The organism is Actinocorallia aurantiaca (genome assembly GCF_039533685.1).
Taxonomy (GTDB): domain Bacteria; phylum Actinomycetota; class Actinomycetes; order Streptosporangiales; family Streptosporangiaceae; genus Actinocorallia; species Actinocorallia aurantiaca.
Genome location: NZ_BAAATZ010000021.1, coordinates 99,440 through 118,048 on the forward strand (window position 1 = coordinate 99,440; position 18,609 = coordinate 118,048).

Sequence of the window (18,609 nt, forward strand, 5' to 3'; positions counted from 1 at the left end):
CGGGGCGGCCGGGGCGTGGTCCACATGCGCGTTCAGAGCGTGCCGAGCCAGTTCTTCAGCAGCTGGGCGCCGGCGTCGCCGGACTTCTCGGGGTGGAACTGGGCGGCGCTGAGCGGGCCGTTCTCGACGGCGGCCACGAAGCGCTCACCGTGCTCGGCCCAGGTGACCAGCGGGGGCTGGAGGGCGCTCCCCTCCAGTTCCCAGGTGCGCACGCCGTAGGAGTGCACGAAGTAGAAGCGGGTCTCGGGGTCGAGTCCGGCGAAGAGCACCGACTCCGCCGGGGCCTCGACGGTGTTCCAGCCCATGTGCGGGAGGACGGGGGCGTCCAGGCGCTCGACGGTGCCGGGCCACTCACCGCAGCCCTCGGTGGTGATGCCGTGCTCGACGCCCTTGCCGAAGAGGATCTGCATGCCGACGCAGATGCCCAGGACCGGGCGGCCCCCAGCCAGGCGGCGGCCGATGATCCGCTCCCCCTTGACCGCCTTCAGGCCCTCCATGCAGGCGGCGAAGGCGCCCACTCCGGGGACGACCAGCCCGTCGGCCTCCAGCGCCTCCTCGAAGTCGGAGGTGACGGTGACGTCCGCGCCGACCCGGGCGACCGCGCGTTCGGCCGACCTGAGGTTGCCCGAGCCGTAGTCCAGAACGACGACCTTCTTCACTACATCCTCCCCAGACCCGCCGCGAACGACAGGACGGCCAGCACCAGCATCACGACGGACGCGCCCTTCAGCCCCTGCTTGAGGAAGCTGTAGACCCCGGTCAGGAAGAACAGGGCCAGCGCGAACAGGAACAGCGAGAACGGCGTGAAGGTCGTCCCGAAGAGGTCGATCCCGCTCTTCTCCTCGGCGGCCAGCACGGCGGGCACCAGGGCGCCGAGCATCACAGGGCGCCCTTGGTCGAGGGGATCCCGTGCACTCTCGGGTCGAGTTCGGAGGCGTAGCGCAGCGCCCGCGCCAGCGCCTTGAACTGGGCCTCGACGATGTGGTGGGCGTTGCGCCCGTAGGGGACGTGGATGTGCAGGGCGACCTCGGCATTGGCCACGAAGGACTCGAAGATGTGCCGGGTCATCGTGGTGTCGTACTCGCGGCCGATCATCGGGGCCATGCCCTCGGGCTCGGAGTGCACCAGGTACGGGCGGCCCGACAGGTCCACCGTCACCTGGGCGAGCGACTCGTCCAGCGGGATCGAGGCGTCGGCGAACCGGCGGATGCCGCGCTTGTCGCCCAGCGCCTGCTTGAACGCCTGGCCGAGCGCGATCGAGGTGTCCTCGATCGTGTGGTGGCTGTCGATGTGCAGGTCGCCGTCGGTCTGGACGGTCAGGTCGAACGAGCCGTGCTTGCCCAGCTGGTCCAGCATGTGGTCGAAGAACCCGACCCCGGTCGACACGTCGACCCTGCCCGTGCCGTCCAGGTCGATCTCGACGACGACCTTGGTCTCCTTGGTGCCCCGCTCCACGCGGCCGACACGGCTCACACTGACTCCTTCAAAGCGTCGCGGAAAGCTGCCATCTCCTCGGGCGTCCCCACCGTCACCCGCAGCCAGGCCGGGGGGCCCACCACGCGGATGAGCACGCCGGCCTCGAGCATCCGCCGCCACACCGCGTCCCGGTCGGGGAACTCCCCGAACAGGACGAAGTTGGCGTCGGAGTCGGCCACCTTGAAACCCTCGGCGCGCAGCCACGCGACCGTGGAGTCGCGCTCCTCCCGGAGCCTGCCGACGTAGCCGAGGAGCTCGCCGGAGAACGACAGCGCGGTGCGGGCGACGGCCTGGGTGACCGTCGAGAGGTGGTAGGGCATGCGGACCAGCAGCAGCGCCTCCAGCACCGCCGGGTCGGCCGCCAGGTAGCCCAGGCGCGCGCCCGCGAGGGCGAACGCCTTGGACATCGTACGCGTGACGATCAGGCGCGGGTTCCCGGCCAGCAGCTCCAGCGCCGAGGGGGTGCCCTCCCGCCGGAACTCGCCGTAGGCCTCGTCGACCACCACCATGCCCGGCGCGACGTCCAGCACGGCCTTGATCGCGTCGTGGTCCAGCGCGGTGCCCGTCGGGTTGTTCGGCGAGGTGAGGAACACCACGTCGGGCCGGTACTCGGCGATCGCGGTGACGGCCCGCTCGGCCTCCAGGCCGAAGTCGGAGTCCCGGAAGGCGTTCACCCAGCGGGTGTTGGACACCTTCGTGATCGTCGGGTGCATGGAGTACGACGGCTCGAAGCCCAAAGCGGTGCGTCCCGGGCCGCCGAAGGCCTGCAGGATCTGCAGGATGATCTCGTTGGAGCCGTTGGCGGCCCACACCCGCGAGGCGTCCAGGTCCACACCGGACTCGGCGCTCAGGTAGGCGGCCAGGCCGGCGCGCAGCGCCATGGCGTCGCGGTCGGGGTAGCGGTTGAGCTCGCCCGCGGCCGCGGCGACCGCGTCGCCCAGGGCCCGCACCAGCTCCGGCGACGGGCCGTAGGGGTTCTCGTTGGTGTTGAGCTGGACCGGGACGTCCAGCTGCGGCGCCCCGTAGGGCTTCTCGCCGCGCAGGTCGTCGCGCAGCGGCAGGTCCTCCAGGGAGCTCAAGACGGGACCTCCCAGTCGAAGCGGGCCTTGAGCGCGGCGCCGTGCGCGGGCAGGTCCTCGGACTCGGCGAGCGCGACGACCATGGCCGTCGCCTCGGCCAGCGCGGCGCGGTCGTAGTCGACCACGTGGATGCCGCGCAGGAAGGACTGCACCGACAGGCCGGAGGAGTGGCAGGCGCAGCCGCCGGTCGGCAGCACGTGGTTGGAGCCGGCCAGGTAGTCGCCCAGGGAGACCGGGGAGTGGTCGCCGACGAAGATCGCGCCGGCGTTGCGCACCCGGGCGGCGACCGCCGCGGCGTCCGCGGTGTGGATCTCCAGGTGCTCGGCGGCGTAGGCGTCGACGACGGCCAGCCCGTCGTCCAGGGAGGAGACCAGGATGATCGCCGACTGCCTGCCCGACAGGGCCTCGGTGACCCGCTCGCGGTGCTTGGTGCGCGCCACCTGCCCGGCCAGTTCGGCGGTGACCGCCTCGGCCAGCTCGGGCGAGTCGGTGACCAGCACGGACGCGGCGATGGTGTCGTGCTCGGCCTGGCTGATCAGGTCGGCCGCGACGTAGGCGGGGTCTGCGGTGGCGTCCGCCAGGATCGCGATCTCGGTGGGGCCGGCCTCGGCGTCGATGCCGACGACCCCGCGCAGGTGCCGCTTGGCGGCGGCGACCCAGATCGAGCCGGGCCCGGTGATCAGGTCGACCCGCGGGCACTCCTCGGTGCCGTAGGCGAACATCGCCAGGCTCTGCGCGCCGCCCGCGGCGTAGACCTCGTCCACGCCCAGCAGCGCGCAGGCCGCCAGGATGGCCGGGTGCGGCAGCCCGCCGAACTCCTTCTGGGCGGGCGAGGTGACGGCCAGCGAGCGCACCCCGGCCTCCTGGGCGGGGACCACGTTCATGACCACGCTGGAGGGGTAGACGGCCTTGCCGCCCGGCACGTAGAGGCCGACGCGGTCGACCGGGACCCAGCGCTCGGTGACGGTGCCGCCGGGCACCACCTGGGTGGTGACGTCGGTGCGGCACTGCGCGCGGTGCACGATGCGGGTGCGCCGGATCGCCTCCTCCAGCGCTCCGCGCACCGCGGGGTCGAGGTGCTCCAGCGCGTCGGCGATCGCCTGGACGGGCACCCGCGTGGTGGACAGCTCGACGCCGTCGAAGTCCCGGGTGTAGCGCAGCACCGCGTCCACGCCGTGATGCCGCACGTCCTCGCAGATCGGCCGCACCTTCTCCAGGGCGGCCTCGACGTCGAAGTCGGCACGGGGCATCACGGAGCGCAGGTCGTCCGGCAGGGAGCCGCGCAGGTCGATTCGGGAAATCACGCAGCTCAGTCTACGGAAGGCCGCGCCCGGAGCCGCAATCGAGTTTCGGGGGCCGAGATGACATGCACGACATTTGTGGCGCCCTCCCCCGAATTCCTAGACCCGCAGGGTCGCCTCCCAGTTCTTGAACCTGCCGTGCTCGTCGAAGATCGCCCGGGCGGTGCCGCCGCCGGGCAGCCTCGCCTCGGTCACCGCTCCCGTCTGGCGGAAGGGGACCCGGTGGTGGGACAGGAAGCGGATCAGGGTCAGCCGGGGGTCGGACGGGAAGAGCGCCACCGCGTTCATGATCAGGGAGGGCACCGGGATCGGGTCGAAGGGGGCCCCGGGCACCTGGGGGTCGTCCACCTGCAGGTAGGCCGAACCCCCGTCGTAGCCCGCGCCGATGTAGCCCGAGCCCCCCAGGGCCCCGGAGGCGGCCAGCGCGACCAGTTCGCCGCCGTGCGCGGCGGGCCCCCGGTACCAGGACAGGTCGAGCTCGGGGGTGGTGAACTCGGGGATGGACAGCCGCTCCCCCAGTTCCCGGACGGCCAGGACGGGGGCGACCGCGGGATGATCGGGTCCGAACTGCCGGTTGGCCCAGCCCCACAGCCAGGTGCGCTCGCCGGCCGCGTAACTGCCCAGCAGCCCCACCCGGACGGTGACGCCGCCGCTGGTGTAGGTCCGCGCCCCGAGGTCGGCGCTCCAGTCGGCGCGGGGCAGGTATCCCGCCAGGGTCTCCTGCCGCTGCAGGGCGATGGCGGACAGCGCGGCACCCAGGCGTTCGAACGCCGAGCTGAATCCTGACATGACCGGAACACTACCTGGGGGTGCCGACTTTGCGCTCCCTTCACCAAGGCACCCGTCCCCCCGCGTTACGCTGCGAGAGATCAGCTTTCCGGGACGTATCAGGAGCGTGGGTTTTGAGGCGGCAAGTGCAGATCTGGGGGGTCGTCACCGGGGCGCTCGCGCTCCTGGGCCTGCCCGCCGGGCTGCTGTGGTCCCGGCTGGCCGAGCGGCCCGAGTACGTGATCGTCGGCGGGGACACCTACCCGGCCGACTCCGAATCCGAGGTGCTCATCGGCGCCGACGGCACGCTGGCCGCGATCTGCGTGGCCATCGGGCTGCTGGCGGGCGCCGTCGCGTACTGGCGGGCCGGGCGCTCCAACGAGGTGCCGCTCGTGCTCGGCCTGTTCACCGGCGGGCTGCTGTGCTCCGTGCTCGCCTGGTGGCTGGGCCACCAGTTCGGCCTGGGCGGCTTCGAGCACACCGTACGGACCGCGGCGGACGGCACCCGGATCACCGGGCCGCTGGACCTCGGCGCGACCGCCGTGGCGACGCTGCAGCCGCTGGTCTCGGTGATCGTCTTCGGGATGCTGGAGGCGATGGACGCCGCCGGACGGCTACGCCCCTCCTATCAGGGCGGTTCGGGCGCCGGTGAGCCGCAGAAGGTCCGCGGGGGCGAGTTCGATCTGCAGGCCGCGCCGCCCGGCCGAGACGTACACCGTCGGGAAGCCTGAGGCGCTCTCGTCCACCACCACGGGCAGCCGCCTGCGCTGCCCCAGCGGGCTGATCCCGCCCACCACGTAGCCGGTGGCCCGCTCGGCGTCGGCGGGCTCGGCCATCCGGGCGCGCTTGCCCCCGACGGCCGCCGCCAGCGCCTTGAGGTCCAGCCGGCCCGAGACCGGGACCACCCCGACCGTCAGATTCCCGTCCACCTCGGCCAGCAGGGTCTTGAACAGCCGCTCCGGAGGAACGCCCAGCGCCTTCGCCGCCGCCTCCCCGTAGGACTCCGCGGCGGCGTCCACCTCGTACGGGTGCAGCGTGAACCCGATCCCGGCCTTGGTCGCGGCGACTGTGGCGGGGGTGCCGGCCGCCCCCTTCGTCCTCTTGGACTCCTTCACCAGGATCCCTCCCTCGGCCCCGTCGAACTCACCACGAAACCCTAATCCCGACCCGGCCCCCCTTGCGCGGGAGATCACATGGTGCCGATGTTCCACGGGAGAGGCGGAAGGGAAGGGTGGTGGCATGACGGAAGCGCCGCAGAAACTCCTGGTCATCGGCTTCGACGATCCGCTGAAGGCGAGCGAGTTCATGCTCACCGCCCTTCGGATGCAGAAGAACGGGCAGCTGCGCCTGCACGACGCCGTGTTCATCGAGCGCGCCGAGGACGGCAGGTCCGTCGTCCGGGAGACCCAGGACTTCACCCCCGGCAAGGGCGCCCTGGGCGCCGGGATGTGGGGACTGCTGCTGGGCACCCTGCTGGGCGGGCCGGTCGGCGGCCTCATCGGCGGCGCGGCCAGCGCCGGAGGCGGGGCGCTGCTCGGCAAGCTCATCGACACCGGGATCAAGGACGAGAAGATCGCCGAGCTGCGCGAGGCCGTGCCTCCGGGCACGACCGCGCTGGCCCTGCTGATCAGCAGCCTGTCCCTGGTGGACCTGCAGAACGAGCTCGCCCGGTTCCCCGGCGCCCAGTTCGTGGAGTCCGACCTGTACGACGCCGCGGTCCACGCCGTCCGGGTCAGCCTGGGCGAGATCCAGGACTGACCCGCGGGCCCGGGGACCGTTCAGGACTCGGCGGCGACGATGTCCAGGGCCTTCTGCAGGTCCTCGGGGTAGGGGCTGGTGAACTCGACGTACTCGTCCGTGCCCGGGTGGACGAAGCCCAGGCGGACGGCGTGCAGCCACTGCCGGGTGACGCCGAGGCGGGCCGCCAGGGTCGGGTCGGCGCCGTAGAGCATGTCGCCGACGCAGGGGTGGCGCAGCGCCGACATGTGCACCCGGATCTGGTGGGTGCGGCCGGTCTCCAGGGTGATGTCCAGCAGCGACGCGGCCCGGAACGCCTCGATCGTGTCGTAGTGGGTGACCGACGGGCGGCCGCCCGCGACCACCGCGAACCTGCCGTTGCCCGAGGGGTGCCGGTCGATCGGGGCGTCCACCGTGCCGCGGAACGGGTCGGGGTGGCCCTGGACCAGCGCGTGGTAGCGCTTGGTGACCTCCCTGTCCCGGAAGGCGTTCTTCAGCCGCGAGTAGGCCAGTTCGCTCTTGGCCACGGCCATGCAGCCGGTGGTGTTGGCGTCCAGCCGGTGCACGATGCCCTGGCGTTCGGCGGCGCCGCTCGTGGCCACGGTGTGCCCGGAGCCCAGCAGGCCGCCGATGACCGTGGGCCCGGTCCAGCCGGTGGTGGGGTGGGCGGCGACCCCCACGGGCTTGTTCACCACGATGATGTGCTCGTCCTCGTGGAGGATCGTCATTCCCGGCACCGGCTCGGGCACCGCGACGGGCGCGGCCGGCGGCGGCGGGAGGAGGACCTCCAGCCAGGAGCCCGCCGTGACCCGGTCGGACTTGGCGACGTCCCGGCCGTCCACCTGGACGTCGCCGGCGGCGATCACCTCGGCGGCGCGGGAGCGGGAGAGGCCGAACAGGCGGGCCAGGGCGGCGTCCACCCGCTCGCCCTCCAGGCCCTCGGGTACGTAGAGGGAACGATGGTCGCTCACTTCGCGTCCTCCCCGCTCGTGCCGGCTCCTTCGGAGGACTCGGCGGACCCGTCGGGCACTGTTTCCTCGGTGGACTCTGCGGATCCGCCGGATCCGGTGTCGCGGGTGCCGTCGAGCTGGTAGCCGCGGGCGGCCAGGACGACGGCGAGCACGCCGCCGCAGACGATGGCGGAGTCCGCCAGGTTGAACACCGGCCAGTTGGGCCACTCGATCCAGTCGACCACGTGGCCCTGGAACCCGCCCGGCTCCCGGAAGATCCGGTCGCCGAGGTTGCCCAGCGCCCCTCCGAGCAGCAGGCCCAGGCTCAGCGCCCAGGGCAGGCTGCGCAGGTCGCGCGCGGTGCGCACGATGGCGATCACCACGCCGATGGCGATGATGGTGAACACCCAGGTCATGCCCGTGCCGATGGAGAAGGCCGCCCCGCTGTTGCGGGTGACCCGCAGGGTGGTCAGGCCGCCCAGCAGCTCGATCGGCCGCTCGCCCTCCAGCCGCGCCACCGCCAGGATCTTGGTGATCTGGTCGGCCAGCAGCGCCGTGAGGGCCACCGCCGCCAGGACGACGATACGACGGGGCCGGGACCCCGTCTCCGTCTCGGAGGCGGCCCCGGCCCCGTCCCTCTCGTTCTGGATCTCGCTCAGCGTCGTTCCTCGCGTTGTTTGCATGTCACACATAGCGTCGCACGCGGAAAGGCCTGAAGGCGTGCCTTGCCTATGGCCTTGCCGCATTCCTCACAGACACCATAGGTGCCCGTCTCTATTCGCGCGATCGCGCGCTCGTTCTGCTGCAGGAGATCACGCGAGTTGTTGGTGAGCGCCAGCTCGTGCTCGCGCTCGTAGGTCTTGGCGCCCGCGTCCGCCTGGTCGTCCCCGGCACCCTCGCCCAGATCGGTCCCCTCGGCGGCCTGGGTGAGCGCGGCGGAGATCTCCGCGGCGAGTTCCTCGACCTCGGCGGCCAACCTGGTCCGCACCGCCTCCAGCTCCTCCGCGGTCCAGCGTTCCTCTCCTTCGCGAACCGGGAGTTTCTCTGCCTTCTGGGCCTCCTGGGCCACACTTGCGGTGCCGGCCATGTCGGTCCCCCTAGCGTTGATCTTGTTCTCGACTGGCAGTGCGGGCAGCATAGGTCTCCCTCCGGAGTGCGGCAAACAACGCCGATTGGTCACCACCCGCATATGCCCCACGACAAGCCGTCACGAACCGCGCAGTCGGCCGAGCTTCTGTGTGAGCAGGGTCACATCTCCTTCAATTTCGATCAGCTTCTCCCTGCTCGTGGCGCCGGAGAGCAGCCGGACGTCCCTTCGCCGCACCCCGAGGGCCTTCGCGACCGCCTCCAGCGCCGCCTCGGTCGCCTTCCCCTCCACCGCGCGGGCGGCGACCTTGACGACCAGCGCGTCCCCGTGGACGCCGCCGACCTTCGTCCGTGACGCCCCGGGCCCCACTCTGATCGCTACTTTGATCGCCATATTTCACCCTTCCGTGGGACATTCCTGACCGTAATTCGAGTCGAACGCGAGCCCGCGCGCCCCGTACAATCGTGACAGTCCACGGCAAGGCAGCGATGAGGCCATCACCTCGGAGCCGCCGGAAGAACAGCCCCGGGTCGAGCGCGACCGGGAGCCCAGTAGAACCGGCAGCCGGACGGCAACGAAGCGGACCACGCGCACGATCTTCGGCGGGTGGTCAAGAAGGGTGGTACCGCGGCCCGCAAGGGTCGTCCCTTCAAGGACAGTTCCGCACCGTCTTGGAGGTCGTACCGCCGTGTCCTTCCGTCCCCTCCCCGCGCAGGTCGATCTGCCGGCCCTCGAACGCGACCTGCTGCGCCGCTGGCAGGACGAGAAGATCTTCCAGCGCTCGCTCGAACGCAACGTCGACGGCCCCCGGTGGGTCTTCTACGAAGGACCGCCCACCGCCAACGGCATGCCCGGCGTGCACCACGTCGAGGCCCGCGTCTTCAAGGACGTCTTCCCCCGCTTCAAGACCATGCAGGGCTACCACGTGCCCCGCAAGGCCGGCTGGGACTGCCACGGCCTGCCCGTCGAGGTCGCGGTGGAGAAGGAGCTCGGCCTGTCGGGCAAGCCGCAGATCGAGGCCTACGGCATCGCCGAGTTCAACGAGCGCTGCCGCGCCTCCGTCATGCGCCACACCGACGCCTTCGAGGAGCTCACCGAGCGGATGGGCTACTGGGTGGACCTCCAGGAGGCCTACCGCACCATGGACCCCTCCTACATCGAGTCGGTCTGGTGGTCCCTGAAGGTCATCTGGGAGAAGGACCTCCTCTTCCGCGACCACCGGATCACCCCGTACTGCCCCCGCTGCGGCACCGGCCTGTCCGACCACGAGCTCGGCCAGCCCGGCGGCTACGAGACCGTCAGCAGCCCCTCGGTCTACGTGCGGATGCCCGTCACGTCCGGCCGGTTCGAGGGCGCCGACCTCCTCATCTGGACCACCACCCCCTGGACCCTGGTCTCCAACACCGCCGTCGCCGTGCACCCCGGCGTCACCTACGTCGTCGCCGAGAAGGAGGGGGAGAAGCCGGTCATCGTCGCCGAGCCGCTGCTGGAGAGCGCGCTGGGCGAGGGCTGGACCGCCCGCGAGTCCTTCCCCGGCTCCGAGCTGGAGCGCACCCCCTACAGCCGCCCGTTCGAGCTGGTCGAGATCCCCGGCGCGCACTTCGTGCTGCTCGCCGAGTACGTCACAGTCGAGGACGGCACCGGCCTGGTCCACCAGGCGCCCGCCTTCGGCGCCGACGACCTCCAGACGTGCAAGCGCTACGGGCTCCCGGTCGTCAACCCGATCGGCCCGGACGGCCGCTTCCTGGACGACGTCCCCGAAGTCGGCGGCGTGCTGTTCAAGGAGGCCGACGAGGCGCTCACCGCCGACCTGCGGGAACGCGGCCTGCTCTTCCGCGGCTCGCACTTCGAGCACAGCTACCCGCACTGCTGGCGCTGCCACTCGGCGCTGCTGTACTACGCGCTCCCCGCCTGGTACATCCGCACCACCGCGATCAAGGACGAGCTGCTCCGCGAGAACGCCGGCACCAACTGGTTCCCCGAGACCATCAAGGAGGGCCGGTACGGCGAGTGGCTGCGCAACAACGTCGACTGGTCGCTGTCGCGCTCCCGCTACTGGGGCACCCCGCTGCCGCTGTGGTTGTGCCCCGACGAGCACGTCACCTGCGTGGGCTCCCTCAAGGAGCTGTCGGAACTGGCCGGCGAGGACCACTCCGAGCTCGACCCGCACCGCCCGTTCGTCGACGACGTGACCTTCCCCTGCCCGGTCTGCGCCCAGACGGCGACCCGCGTCCCCGACGTCATCGACGCCTGGTACGACTCGGGCTCCATGCCGTTCGCCCAGCACGGCGCGCCCTACAGCAACCAGGAGGCGTTCGAGCAGGCCTACCCCGCGCAGTTCATCTGCGAGGCCACCGACCAGACCCGCGGCTGGTTCTACTCCCTCATGGCCGTCGGCACCCTGGTGTTCGACAGATCCTCCTATGAGAACGTGCTGTGCCTCGGGCTGATCCTGGCCGAGGACGGGCGCAAGATGTCCAAGCACCTGGGCAACGTGCTGCAGCCGCTGCCGCTGATGGACCAGCACGGCGCGGACGCCCTGCGCTGGTTCATGGCCTGCTCCGGTTCGCCGTGGGCGGCCCGCCGGGTCGGCCACAACGCGCTGGAGGAGATCGTCCGCAAGGTCCTGCTGACCTACTGGAACACCACCTCCTTCTTCGTCCTGTACGCCAACGCCGCCGCTGCGCAGGGCAACGCCTGGACGCCCGACCGGCTCGGCGAGGCCCCCGCCCCCGCCGACCGCCCGCTGCTGGACCGCTGGGCGCTGGCCGAGCTGAACCGGACGGTCGCCGAGGTCACCGAGGCGCTGGAGGTCTTCGACACCCAGGCCGCAGGACGCCGGCTCGGCGAGTTCGTCGACGACCTGTCCAACTGGTACGTCCGCCGCTCCCGCCGCCGCTTCTGGGAGGGTCCGGCCGGGCCGGAGGGAAGCTCGGCGTTCGCGACCCTGTACGAGTGCCTGGAGACGCTGACCCGGCTCATGGCCCCGCTGGTGCCGTTCCTCACCGACCACGTCTGGGACGTGATCCGGCCCGAGGGCTCCCCCGAATCGGTGCACCTGGCGTCCTGGCCGAAGGTCGACGAGGCGCTGCTGGACGCCGACCTGACCGGGCAGATGGCGCTGGTCCGGCGGCTGGTCGACCTGGGCCGGGCCGCCCGGACCTCCTCCTCGGTGCGCATCCGCCAGCCGCTCGGCCGGGCCCTGGTCGGCGCGCCCGGCTGGGCCGCCCTGCCCGGCGAGCTGCGCGCCCAGATCGCCGAGGAGCTGAACGTCGGCTCCTTCGAGGACCTGTCCTCCATCGGCGGCGACCTGGTCGAGTACGAGGTCAAGCCCAACTTCCGCGAGCTGGGCAAGCGCTTCGGCAAGCAGACTCCGCTGGTCGCCAAGGCGGTCACCGCCGCGGACGCGGCCGCGCTCGTCACCGGCATCCGCTCGGCGGGCTCGTTCTCCGTCGAGGCGGCGGAGGTCGGCGCGGTCTCCCTCGGCCCCGACGACGTGATCGTCACCGAGCGGCCCCGGTCCGGCTGGGCCGTGGAGTCGGCGGCGGGCGAGACCCTCGCGCTCGACCTGGAGATCACTCCGGAGCTGCGCCGGGCGGGCCTGGCCCGCGAGGCCGTCCGGATGATCCAGGACGCCCGCAAGCAGTCGGGCCTGGAGGTCACCGACCGCGTCACGCTGGCCTGGTCCGCCTCGGACCCGGAGATGGCCGAGGCGCTGCGCGAGCACGGCGCGGAGGTCGGCGGCGAGGTCCTCGCCACCTCCTTCACCGAGCTGGCGGACGGCGCCGAGCCCACCCACCACGAGGCGGACCTCGGTCTGTCCTTCGTGCTGAAGAAGGCCTGATCCTCCTCCGGGCGGGGCCGCGTCCCGGCGCGGCCCCGCCCGGGCTCAGGGTGCTCTCAGGGTCTTCTCGGGGTTCGCCCGGATGGAGAACCGCCCTCCCCTTTGTCATAGTGAAGGGGTGGAGCTAGAGAACATCCCCCAGTTGAGGGCGTCGGACGCGGATCGTGACCGGGTGGCGGAGGTCCTCGGGGACGCGCTCTCCGAGGGCAGGCTGACCCCGGAGGAGCACTCCGAGCGCCTGGACCGCCTCTACGCCGCCAAGACCTACGCCGAGCTGGAACCGCTCACCGGCGACCTGCCCCGCCCCAGGGTCTCCCTCGCCAAGGAGAACCCCGCCCTTCCGGTGCCGGTCCGCAGTTCCAGCGACATCCATTGCTTCTTCGGCGCCGCCGAGCGCAAGGGCCGCTGGCTCGTCGAGCCCGTCACCACCGTCAACTGCGTCTTCGGCGGGGTCGACCTCGACTACCGCACCGCGGTCCTCACCCAGCGCGAGGTCGTCGTCAACGTCAGCTGCATCTTCGGCGCCATCGACGTCATCGTCCCCCCGGGCGTCCGCGTCGAGAGCGACGTCTCGGCGATCTTCGGCGCCATCGACGACCCCGGCAACGACACCGTCGACCCCCAGGCCCCCGTCATCCGCTTCACCGGCTTCGCCCTCTTCGGCGCCATCGACATCAAGCGCAAGCTCACCCGCGAGCAGCGCCGCGCCGAGCGGGCCGCCCGCCGCGCCCAGCGCCGCTGCTGACCTCCGTCCCTCCCCGACGCCCGCGAGCGGCGGCCGCTGTCGACGGCGATGCCGGACGTCCCGCTGTTCTCTCGGCTCCCGTGGGAGCCCGGCGCTGACGCGGAGAAGCCCGTGCCTGAGGCACGGGCTTCTCCGGTGAAGAGCGAAGGGGGAGCCGGGTCAGACGGCGGGCTCCTTGTCGGGCTGGCAGACGAGGCAGGGGGTGCAGCCGCGCTCCTTGGCGACCTCGCGGCTGAGGGTCTCCAGGTCCTCGTCCTCCTCGCCGATGTCCTCGATGAGGGCGCAGTCGGGGCGGTGGTAGCGCTTGGTGCCGCTGAGGATGCGGACGACGGGGCCGCCGGAGGCCGCCTCGGGCTCGCGGGAGCCGGGGACCACGGGATGCGCGGAGGACTCCTCCTCGGCGGCGGGCTCGGGGGCCGTCTCGGGCTCGGGGTCCGCGGCGGGGCGGACCGGCTCCGACAGAGGCGACTCGCCCTGCGCGGAGTCGCCCGGCAGGGGCTCGTCCAGCGGAAGCTCCGGCAGGGGGGTGCCCTGGTCGGGGGTCGGGTCGGCATCGGCGTCGGCGGACTTCGCCCAGAAGGCGTCGGCGGGCGCCGGCGAGGACCAGGAGTCGCCGCTCCGGCGGGGCTCCAGGGGATTGGGGCCGCTGCTGTAGGACTCCTCCGGCAGCCGGTAGGAGGGGTCGAGCGGGTCGGCGGTCAGCGCCTTGGGGTCCCAGTCGGTGACGGTGTCGGCGGCCGGCGGCTCCGAGGAGGCCGGCGTCCAGTCCATGCCGCCGGAGGGCAGCGCGCCGGGCCGCTGCTCCCGCGGGGGCGCCTCGTCCCGGTCGGGGGCCGCCTCGAAGTTCAGGGTGGGCTCGAAGCCCCGCCGGGACTCGGGCGTGAAGGGCTCCGTGAAGGTCTCCGTGGGGGAGCCGGCGTCGGAAGAGGCGTCCTGGTCGCCCTCGGGATCACCGCCGCCCGCCGTGGCCGCGGTGGCGCGCGCCGCCAGAGCGGTGTCGGGCAGGCAGGCGGTGCAGGGGCTGAACCCCTCTTCCTGAGCCTCGATGTAGGTGAGCTCCTCGGTCTGCCGGCCCGCGAGCTGCCGGCACGTGTCGAGGTGGTAGCGCTTGCGTCCGGGGATGACGTACACGAGCGCGTCGTCCGGCACCTGGGCGGTCGGCATCGGGAAGGCGTACGGGGTGCCCTCCTCCGCCTCGGGCGAAGGGGCGGGATCCTCGGCGGCGGCCTTGGCCGCGGCTTTCCGCGCGGCCCTGCCTGCGGGCCGGGACTTCGGCGCCGCGGGGCGGCGGGCCGGGGCCGACCCGAACAGCTCCTTGCGCCGGATGAGTACCCCTATGGCCAGGCACAGGGCCGACACGACGCTGACAGCGATCGACACATAGATCAGCTGCAGCCCCGTCAGGCCCAGCACTCCCTGCTCTTCCGTCACGATCCCCGCCACCAGCAGGGCGATCGCCACGATGACCAGCAGGCCACTCAGGATGATCACAAGGACTCCCTCTCCCGGTACCCAGCACTTCGACCGGTCCTCGCAGCTCGGCGAGGTGTCGGCAGAGTCAGCACCCTATCGCCTGAGGGCGCGCTGCCCGTGGTCGAACACGCGCGGACGCGCGTTACGCGATCCACGAAAGATCGGGATCTTCCGTGCGCACGCTCGTCCGGTACGCCGGGTGTCAGCGGCGCTCGTGCGGCGGAGCCTCCACCGCGGCGTGGAAGCCGCCGGTGCTGTGCTGCGCCGGCTCGGCCGGAGGCGGGAACGGCGTGGGGCCGGTGGAGACGGGGGCCGGCTGACCGACATGGGCGGCCACGGGCACCGGCTGGGGGCCCGTGATCGTCGGGCCGGGGAATCCGCCCTCGTTGGCGCCGACCTCGAGCTCGCGCAGCTGGCCTTCCAGATAGGCCTTCAGCCGGCTGCGGTACTCGCGTTCGAAGGCGCGCAGGTCGTCGACCTTGCGCTCCAGCTCCTCGCGCTGCTGCACCAGGGATCCCATGACCTGGCGGTGCCGCTCCTGGGCGTCCCGGTCGAGCTGCTCGGCCCGGGAGCGGGCCTCGGAGACGATCTGGTCGGCCTGGCGGCGCGCCTTGCCCAGGATGTCCTCGGCCTCGCGGCGGGCCCGGCCGAGGGTCTCGTCCGCCTCCCGGCGGGCGTCCGCGATCGCCTGGTCCGCGGTCTGCTGCGCCAGGGCGAGCACCCGGGCCGCGGTGTCCATGTTGTCCTCGGTGGTGGGCCGCGGCTCGATCCGCGGCTCGTGCGCCAGGCCCATGCCGATCGGCTCGGGCTGCTGCACCGGCTCCGGCTGCCTCATCGGCTCGGGCATCGGGGGCGCGAGGTCCTGCTTGGGCTCCACGATCGGGGCCGCCATGGCGGGGACCTTGCCGCGCAGGCATTCGGCCAGCTTGGCCCGCAGTTCCTCGTTCTCCTGGATCAGGCGGTCGAGTTCGGCCTCGACCTCGTCGAGGAAGGCGTCTACCTCTTCCTCGTCGTATCCCGGTCGAAGCCGGGTCGTGCTGAACTGCTTGTTCCGCACATCCGCGGGTGTCAGCGGCATGGTGGTCTCCTTGGCGCGCTTGGAGTCTGTCCCAGAGGACGGTATCCGATCAAAGCTCCGGGGCGAAGACGATCACCTCGTCAGCCCCCCGACCACCTGAATCAAGATCAGGACGATCAGGAAGAGCACCATGAAGCTCAGATCGAGACTCACGTTACCCAATCGCAACGGTTTGAAGATACGTCTCAGGCGAACGAGGATGGGCTCTGTGACCGTCCAGATGGGTTCAGCGAACACCAGAACGATCCCTTTGGGCCGCCAGGGCTGCCTCGACGTGCTCTCCGCATACATCTTCAGGTAGTCCAGGATCAGCCTGCCGATCAGGATCAGCAGGAACAGATACAGCACCACCGTCAGGATGGCTCCAACGACTGTCACGGACACTCTCGCATGTGGCTATCAGCTTTGGTTGAAGAATCCGCGTTCTGCCATCCGGGCCTTGTCTTCGGCGGTGACCTCGACATTGGCCGGAGAGAGCAAGAACACTCTGTTCGTAACACGCTCGATGCTCCCGTGGAGCCCGAACACGAGACCTGCCGCGAAGTCGACGAGCCTTTTGGCGTCGCTGTCGACCATTTCCGTCAGATTCATGATCACCGGGGTGCCCTCACGGAAGTGCTCCCCGATGGTCCGAGCCTCGTTGTACGTCCTAGGGTGAAGCGTAGTGATACGTGCCAAATCGGATACAGCGGGCTCGCGCCGCTCCTGCGCCGGCACCGGCGGGCCCGTCGCGATCTGCGTGGCCTGCTGGTCGTCCTCGAGGGGACGGCGGCGGGAGGCGTGCTCCGCCTCCGGCTCCTCGTATTCTTCCTCGTAGACGTCGTAGTCGTCGTACCGGTCATCCTCGACGAGGCCGAGATAGACCGCCATCTTGCGCATCGCGCTGGCCACGGGGCCCCTCCGATCCGATATCCCGTCCAGGATGTCCTGTTCAAACCGATTCGCGGGTGGCATCCGCTACTTACTCGCGGACATTACCCGACGATTGTTCGCCTACCTCCGAGCAACGCCGTACCGATGCGCACGTGTGTCGCACCACAGGCGATCGCCTCCTTCAGATCACCGCTCATACCGGCCGAGACGACCCCGGCTTCGGGATGGGCGGATCTCAGGCTCTCGGCGTACCCGGCCAACCGTTCGAACGCCGGAGCCGGATCGGCCCCGAGCGGCGCGACCGCCATGATGCCACCGAGTTCCAGTCCGGGGGCAGTGGTTATCCGGTCGGCCAGTGCCAAGAGGTGATCAGGTTCTACCCCGCTGCGACCAGACGAACCAGGAGTATCTAGCGAAACCTGTGCCAAACAGGTCACTCTTTTCCCCTGTCTCACCGCCTCGTCCGAGAGGGCGGTGACCAGACGCGGCCGGTCCACCGAGTGCACGACGCGCGCGTACCCGACGACGGACCTGGCCTTGTTGCTCTGCAGCGCGCCGACGAAGTGCCAGACGAGGGGGAGGTCCGCGCAGGAGGCCGCCTTGGGCGCGGCCTCCTGGTCCCGGTTCTCCCCCACGTCGGTGACACCGAGCCCGGCGAGCAGCCGGACGTCGGACGCCGGGAACGTCTTGGTGACCGCGATCAGGGTGACCTCGCCCGGATCGCGCCCCGCCTCCCGGCAGGCGAGCGCGATCCGCTCGCGAACGTCCCGCAGGTTGGCCGCGAGTTCTTCTTCGCGCGTCACTGCTACTTCAGGAAGTCGGGGACGTCGAGGGGGTCGTCGTCGTCGAACACGACGGGACGGCGCCGGGTCGGCTCTCCCCCGGTGAACCGGTCGAAGCGGGTCACCGCGGGCGGATCCTGCACCGGCCGCGGCACCTTAGGGTGCGACTGCTCCGACTGCCCCTCCGAAGCGCCCTCACCGGAGCCGGCGGGCTCCTCGAAGGGCTCGGGCTCCGGCGCGGGCTCGGGGACCTTCGGCTCCTGCGGAGGCACCGGCTTGGCGGCCGCCTCGGTGACGGTGGGCCGGGGCGGAGGCAGCCGTTTGACGTCCGGTGGCTCCGGCGCGACCGGCTGGATCTCGTCGAAGCCCGCCGCGATGACGGTCACCCGCACCTCGTCGCCGAGCGCGTCGTCGATGACCGCGCCGAAGATGATGTTGGCGTCCGGGGCCGCGGCGTTGGACACCAGCTGCGCCGCCTCGTTGATCTCGAACAGGCCGAGGTCCGAGCCGCCGGAGATGGACAGCAGCACCCCGTGGGCGCCGTCGATGCTGGCCTCCAGCAGCGGGCTGGAGATCGCCATCTCGGCCGCCGCCACGGACCGGTCGTCGCCGCGCGCCGAGCCGATGCCCATGAGCGCCGAGCCGGCCCCGGACATGACCGACTTCACGTCGGCGAAGTCCAGGTTGATCAGGCCCGGGGTGGTGATGAGGTCGGTGATGCCCTGGACACCGGAGAGGAGCACCTGGTCGGCCGCCTTGAAGGCGTCCAGCACGCTGACCTGCCGGTCGGAGATCGACAGCAGCCGGTCGTTGGGGATGACGATGAGGGTGTCGACCTCGTCGCGCAGCGTCTCGATGCCCGCCTCGGCCTGAGCGGCCCGGCGCTTGCCCTCGAAGCTGAAGGGACGGGTGACCACGCCGATGGTCAGGGCGCCGAGAGTGCGCGCGATGTTCGCCACGACCGGGGCTCCGCCGGTGCCGGTGCCGCCGCCCTCACCCGCGGTGACGAAGACCATGTCGGCCCCCTTGAGGACCTCCTCGATCTCCTCGCGGTGGTCCTCGGCGGCCTTGCGGCCGACGTCGGGGTTGGCGCCGGCGCCCAGTCCCCTGGTGAGCTCGCGGCCGACGTCGAGCTTGACGTCGGCGTCGCTCATCAGAAGCGCCTGGGCATCCGTGTTGATCGCGATGAACTCGACGCCCTTGAGCCCCTCTTCGATCATCCGGTTGACGGCATTGACACCGCCGCCGCCGATACCGACGACTTTGATGACCGCTAGGTAGTTCTGCGGTGCTGCCACGAGGAGGGGCCTTTCCGCTAGCTTGCTGTTCCCGATAAACCTTGACCCTCAAGTTGAGGCTTACAGTTATGTCAACCTGAGGACTGCTAGGGACAGTAGGGCTGCCCCCCATCAGGGT

21 protein-coding genes are annotated in these 18,609 nt (G+C 71.2%); 4 read left to right on the forward strand and 17 right to left on the reverse strand.

The window, feature by feature from the left end; translation table 11 throughout:
- Positions 1–32: 32 nt before the first annotated feature.
- The 6 genes from hisH to ABD327_RS24680 form a co-directional block, all read right to left on the reverse strand.
- Complete coding sequence (hisH, locus tag ABD327_RS24655; RefSeq protein ID WP_344453119.1) at positions 33–659, reverse strand: imidazole glycerol phosphate synthase subunit HisH; 627 nt, start codon at positions 657–659, stop codon at positions 33–35.
- On the reverse strand, positions 659–880 hold the full coding sequence (locus tag ABD327_RS24660; protein ID WP_344453121.1) for a hypothetical protein: 222 nt from the start codon (positions 878–880) through the stop codon (positions 659–661). The genes hisH and ABD327_RS24660 overlap by 1 nt, the downstream gene beginning before the upstream one ends.
- Positions 880–1,473: an imidazoleglycerol-phosphate dehydratase HisB gene (gene hisB / locus ABD327_RS24665; RefSeq protein WP_344453123.1), complete on the reverse strand. Its 594-nt coding sequence runs from the start codon at positions 1,471–1,473 to the stop codon at positions 880–882. The genes ABD327_RS24660 and hisB overlap by 1 nt, the downstream gene beginning before the upstream one ends.
- Complete coding sequence (locus ABD327_RS24670) at positions 1,470–2,555, reverse strand: histidinol-phosphate transaminase (protein ID WP_344453125.1); 1,086 nt, start codon at positions 2,553–2,555, stop codon at positions 1,470–1,472. The genes hisB and ABD327_RS24670 overlap by 4 nt, the downstream gene beginning before the upstream one ends.
- Positions 2,552–3,859, reverse strand: a complete 1,308-nt coding sequence (gene hisD / locus ABD327_RS24675) for a histidinol dehydrogenase (protein ID WP_344453127.1) — start codon at positions 3,857–3,859, stop codon at positions 2,552–2,554. Before hisD ends, ABD327_RS24670 begins: the two co-directional genes overlap by 4 nt.
- Before the next feature lie 96 nt (positions 3,860–3,955).
- Positions 3,956–4,645 (reverse strand): DUF6882 domain-containing protein, encoded by a 690-nt coding sequence (locus ABD327_RS24680; protein ID WP_344453129.1) that lies wholly within the window; start codon positions 4,643–4,645, stop codon positions 3,956–3,958.
- A 113-nt stretch (positions 4,646–4,758) separates the two neighbouring features.
- Here ABD327_RS24680 and ABD327_RS24685 point away from each other — a divergent pair, with 113 nt between their 5' ends.
- Positions 4,759–5,355: a hypothetical protein gene (locus ABD327_RS24685; RefSeq protein ID WP_344453131.1), complete on the forward strand. Its 597-nt coding sequence runs from the start codon at positions 4,759–4,761 to the stop codon at positions 5,353–5,355.
- Here the strand turns inward: ABD327_RS24685 and ybaK are convergent.
- The gene (gene ybaK, locus ABD327_RS24690) at positions 5,239–5,739 is read right to left on the reverse strand and encodes a Cys-tRNA(Pro) deacylase (protein ID WP_344453133.1); all 501 of its coding nucleotides are present in this window, start codon (positions 5,737–5,739) and stop codon (positions 5,239–5,241) included. The two genes, ABD327_RS24685 and ybaK, sit on opposite strands and share 117 nt — an antisense overlap.
- A 124-nt stretch (positions 5,740–5,863) precedes the next feature.
- Here ybaK and ABD327_RS24695 point away from each other — a divergent pair, with 124 nt between their 5' ends.
- On the forward strand, positions 5,864–6,382 hold the full coding sequence (locus ABD327_RS24695; protein WP_344453135.1) for a DUF1269 domain-containing protein: 519 nt from the start codon (positions 5,864–5,866) through the stop codon (positions 6,380–6,382).
- A gap of 20 nt (positions 6,383–6,402) precedes the next feature.
- Here the strand turns inward: ABD327_RS24695 and ABD327_RS24700 are convergent, their stop codons facing one another.
- From ABD327_RS24700 to ABD327_RS24715, 4 genes are all read right to left on the reverse strand, one after another.
- Positions 6,403–7,332 (reverse strand): RluA family pseudouridine synthase, encoded by a 930-nt coding sequence (locus tag ABD327_RS24700; protein ID WP_344453137.1) that lies wholly within the window; start codon positions 7,330–7,332, stop codon positions 6,403–6,405.
- The gene (locus ABD327_RS24705) at positions 7,329–7,994 is read right to left on the reverse strand and encodes a signal peptidase II (protein ID WP_344453139.1); all 666 of its coding nucleotides are present in this window, start codon (positions 7,992–7,994) and stop codon (positions 7,329–7,331) included. The genes ABD327_RS24700 and ABD327_RS24705 overlap by 4 nt, the downstream gene beginning before the upstream one ends.
- Entirely contained in the window at positions 7,967–8,398 is a 432-nt protein-coding gene (locus tag ABD327_RS24710; protein WP_344453545.1) for a TraR/DksA family transcriptional regulator, read from the reverse strand. Before ABD327_RS24710 ends, ABD327_RS24705 begins: the two co-directional genes overlap by 28 nt.
- Positions 8,399–8,518: 120 nt before the next feature.
- Entirely contained in the window at positions 8,519–8,791 is a 273-nt protein-coding gene (locus ABD327_RS24715) for a DUF167 domain-containing protein (protein WP_344453141.1), read from the reverse strand.
- A gap of 295 nt (positions 8,792–9,086) precedes the next feature.
- Between ABD327_RS24715 and ileS the strand changes: the two genes are divergently transcribed.
- Positions 9,087–12,242, forward strand: a complete 3,156-nt coding sequence (gene ileS / locus ABD327_RS24720) for an isoleucine--tRNA ligase (protein WP_344453144.1) — start codon at positions 9,087–9,089, stop codon at positions 12,240–12,242.
- Positions 12,243–12,360: 118 nt separating this feature from the next.
- A complete protein-coding gene (locus ABD327_RS24725) occupies positions 12,361–12,987 on the forward strand; it encodes a DUF1707 SHOCT-like domain-containing protein (RefSeq protein ID WP_344453146.1) in 627 nt (208 codons plus the stop codon).
- A gap of 159 nt (positions 12,988–13,146) precedes the next feature.
- Here ABD327_RS24725 and ABD327_RS24730 read toward each other — a convergent pair whose 3' ends face one another.
- The 6 genes from ABD327_RS24730 to ftsZ all read right to left on the reverse strand — a co-directional run bounded on the left by ABD327_RS24730 (position 13,147) and on the right by ftsZ (position 18,491).
- Positions 13,147–14,478 carry a hypothetical protein gene (locus ABD327_RS24730; RefSeq protein WP_344453149.1) on the reverse strand — a complete coding sequence of 444 codons (1,332 nt, stop codon included), beginning with the start codon at positions 14,476–14,478 and terminating at the stop codon, positions 13,147–13,149.
- 184 nt (positions 14,479–14,662) lie between these two features.
- Entirely contained in the window at positions 14,663–15,538 is an 876-nt protein-coding gene (locus ABD327_RS24735) for a DivIVA domain-containing protein (protein WP_344453151.1), read from the reverse strand.
- 72 nt (positions 15,539–15,610) lie between these two features.
- Positions 15,611–15,886 (reverse strand): YggT family protein, encoded by a 276-nt coding sequence (locus tag ABD327_RS24740; protein ID WP_344453153.1) that lies wholly within the window; start codon positions 15,884–15,886, stop codon positions 15,611–15,613.
- Between the two features lie 51 nt (positions 15,887–15,937).
- Positions 15,938–16,429 carry a cell division protein SepF gene (locus ABD327_RS24745; RefSeq protein ID WP_344453155.1) on the reverse strand — a complete coding sequence of 164 codons (492 nt, stop codon included), beginning with the start codon at positions 16,427–16,429 and terminating at the stop codon, positions 15,938–15,940.
- Between the two features lie 83 nt (positions 16,430–16,512).
- Positions 16,513–17,214, reverse strand: a complete 702-nt coding sequence (locus ABD327_RS24750) for a YggS family pyridoxal phosphate-dependent enzyme (protein ID WP_344453157.1) — start codon at positions 17,212–17,214, stop codon at positions 16,513–16,515.
- A 2-nt stretch (positions 17,215–17,216) separates the two neighbouring features.
- Positions 17,217–18,491, reverse strand: coding sequence for a cell division protein FtsZ (gene ftsZ / locus ABD327_RS24755; protein WP_344453159.1), 1,275 nt, complete (start codon positions 18,489–18,491; stop codon positions 17,217–17,219).
- Positions 18,492–18,609: the final 118 nt, after the last annotated feature.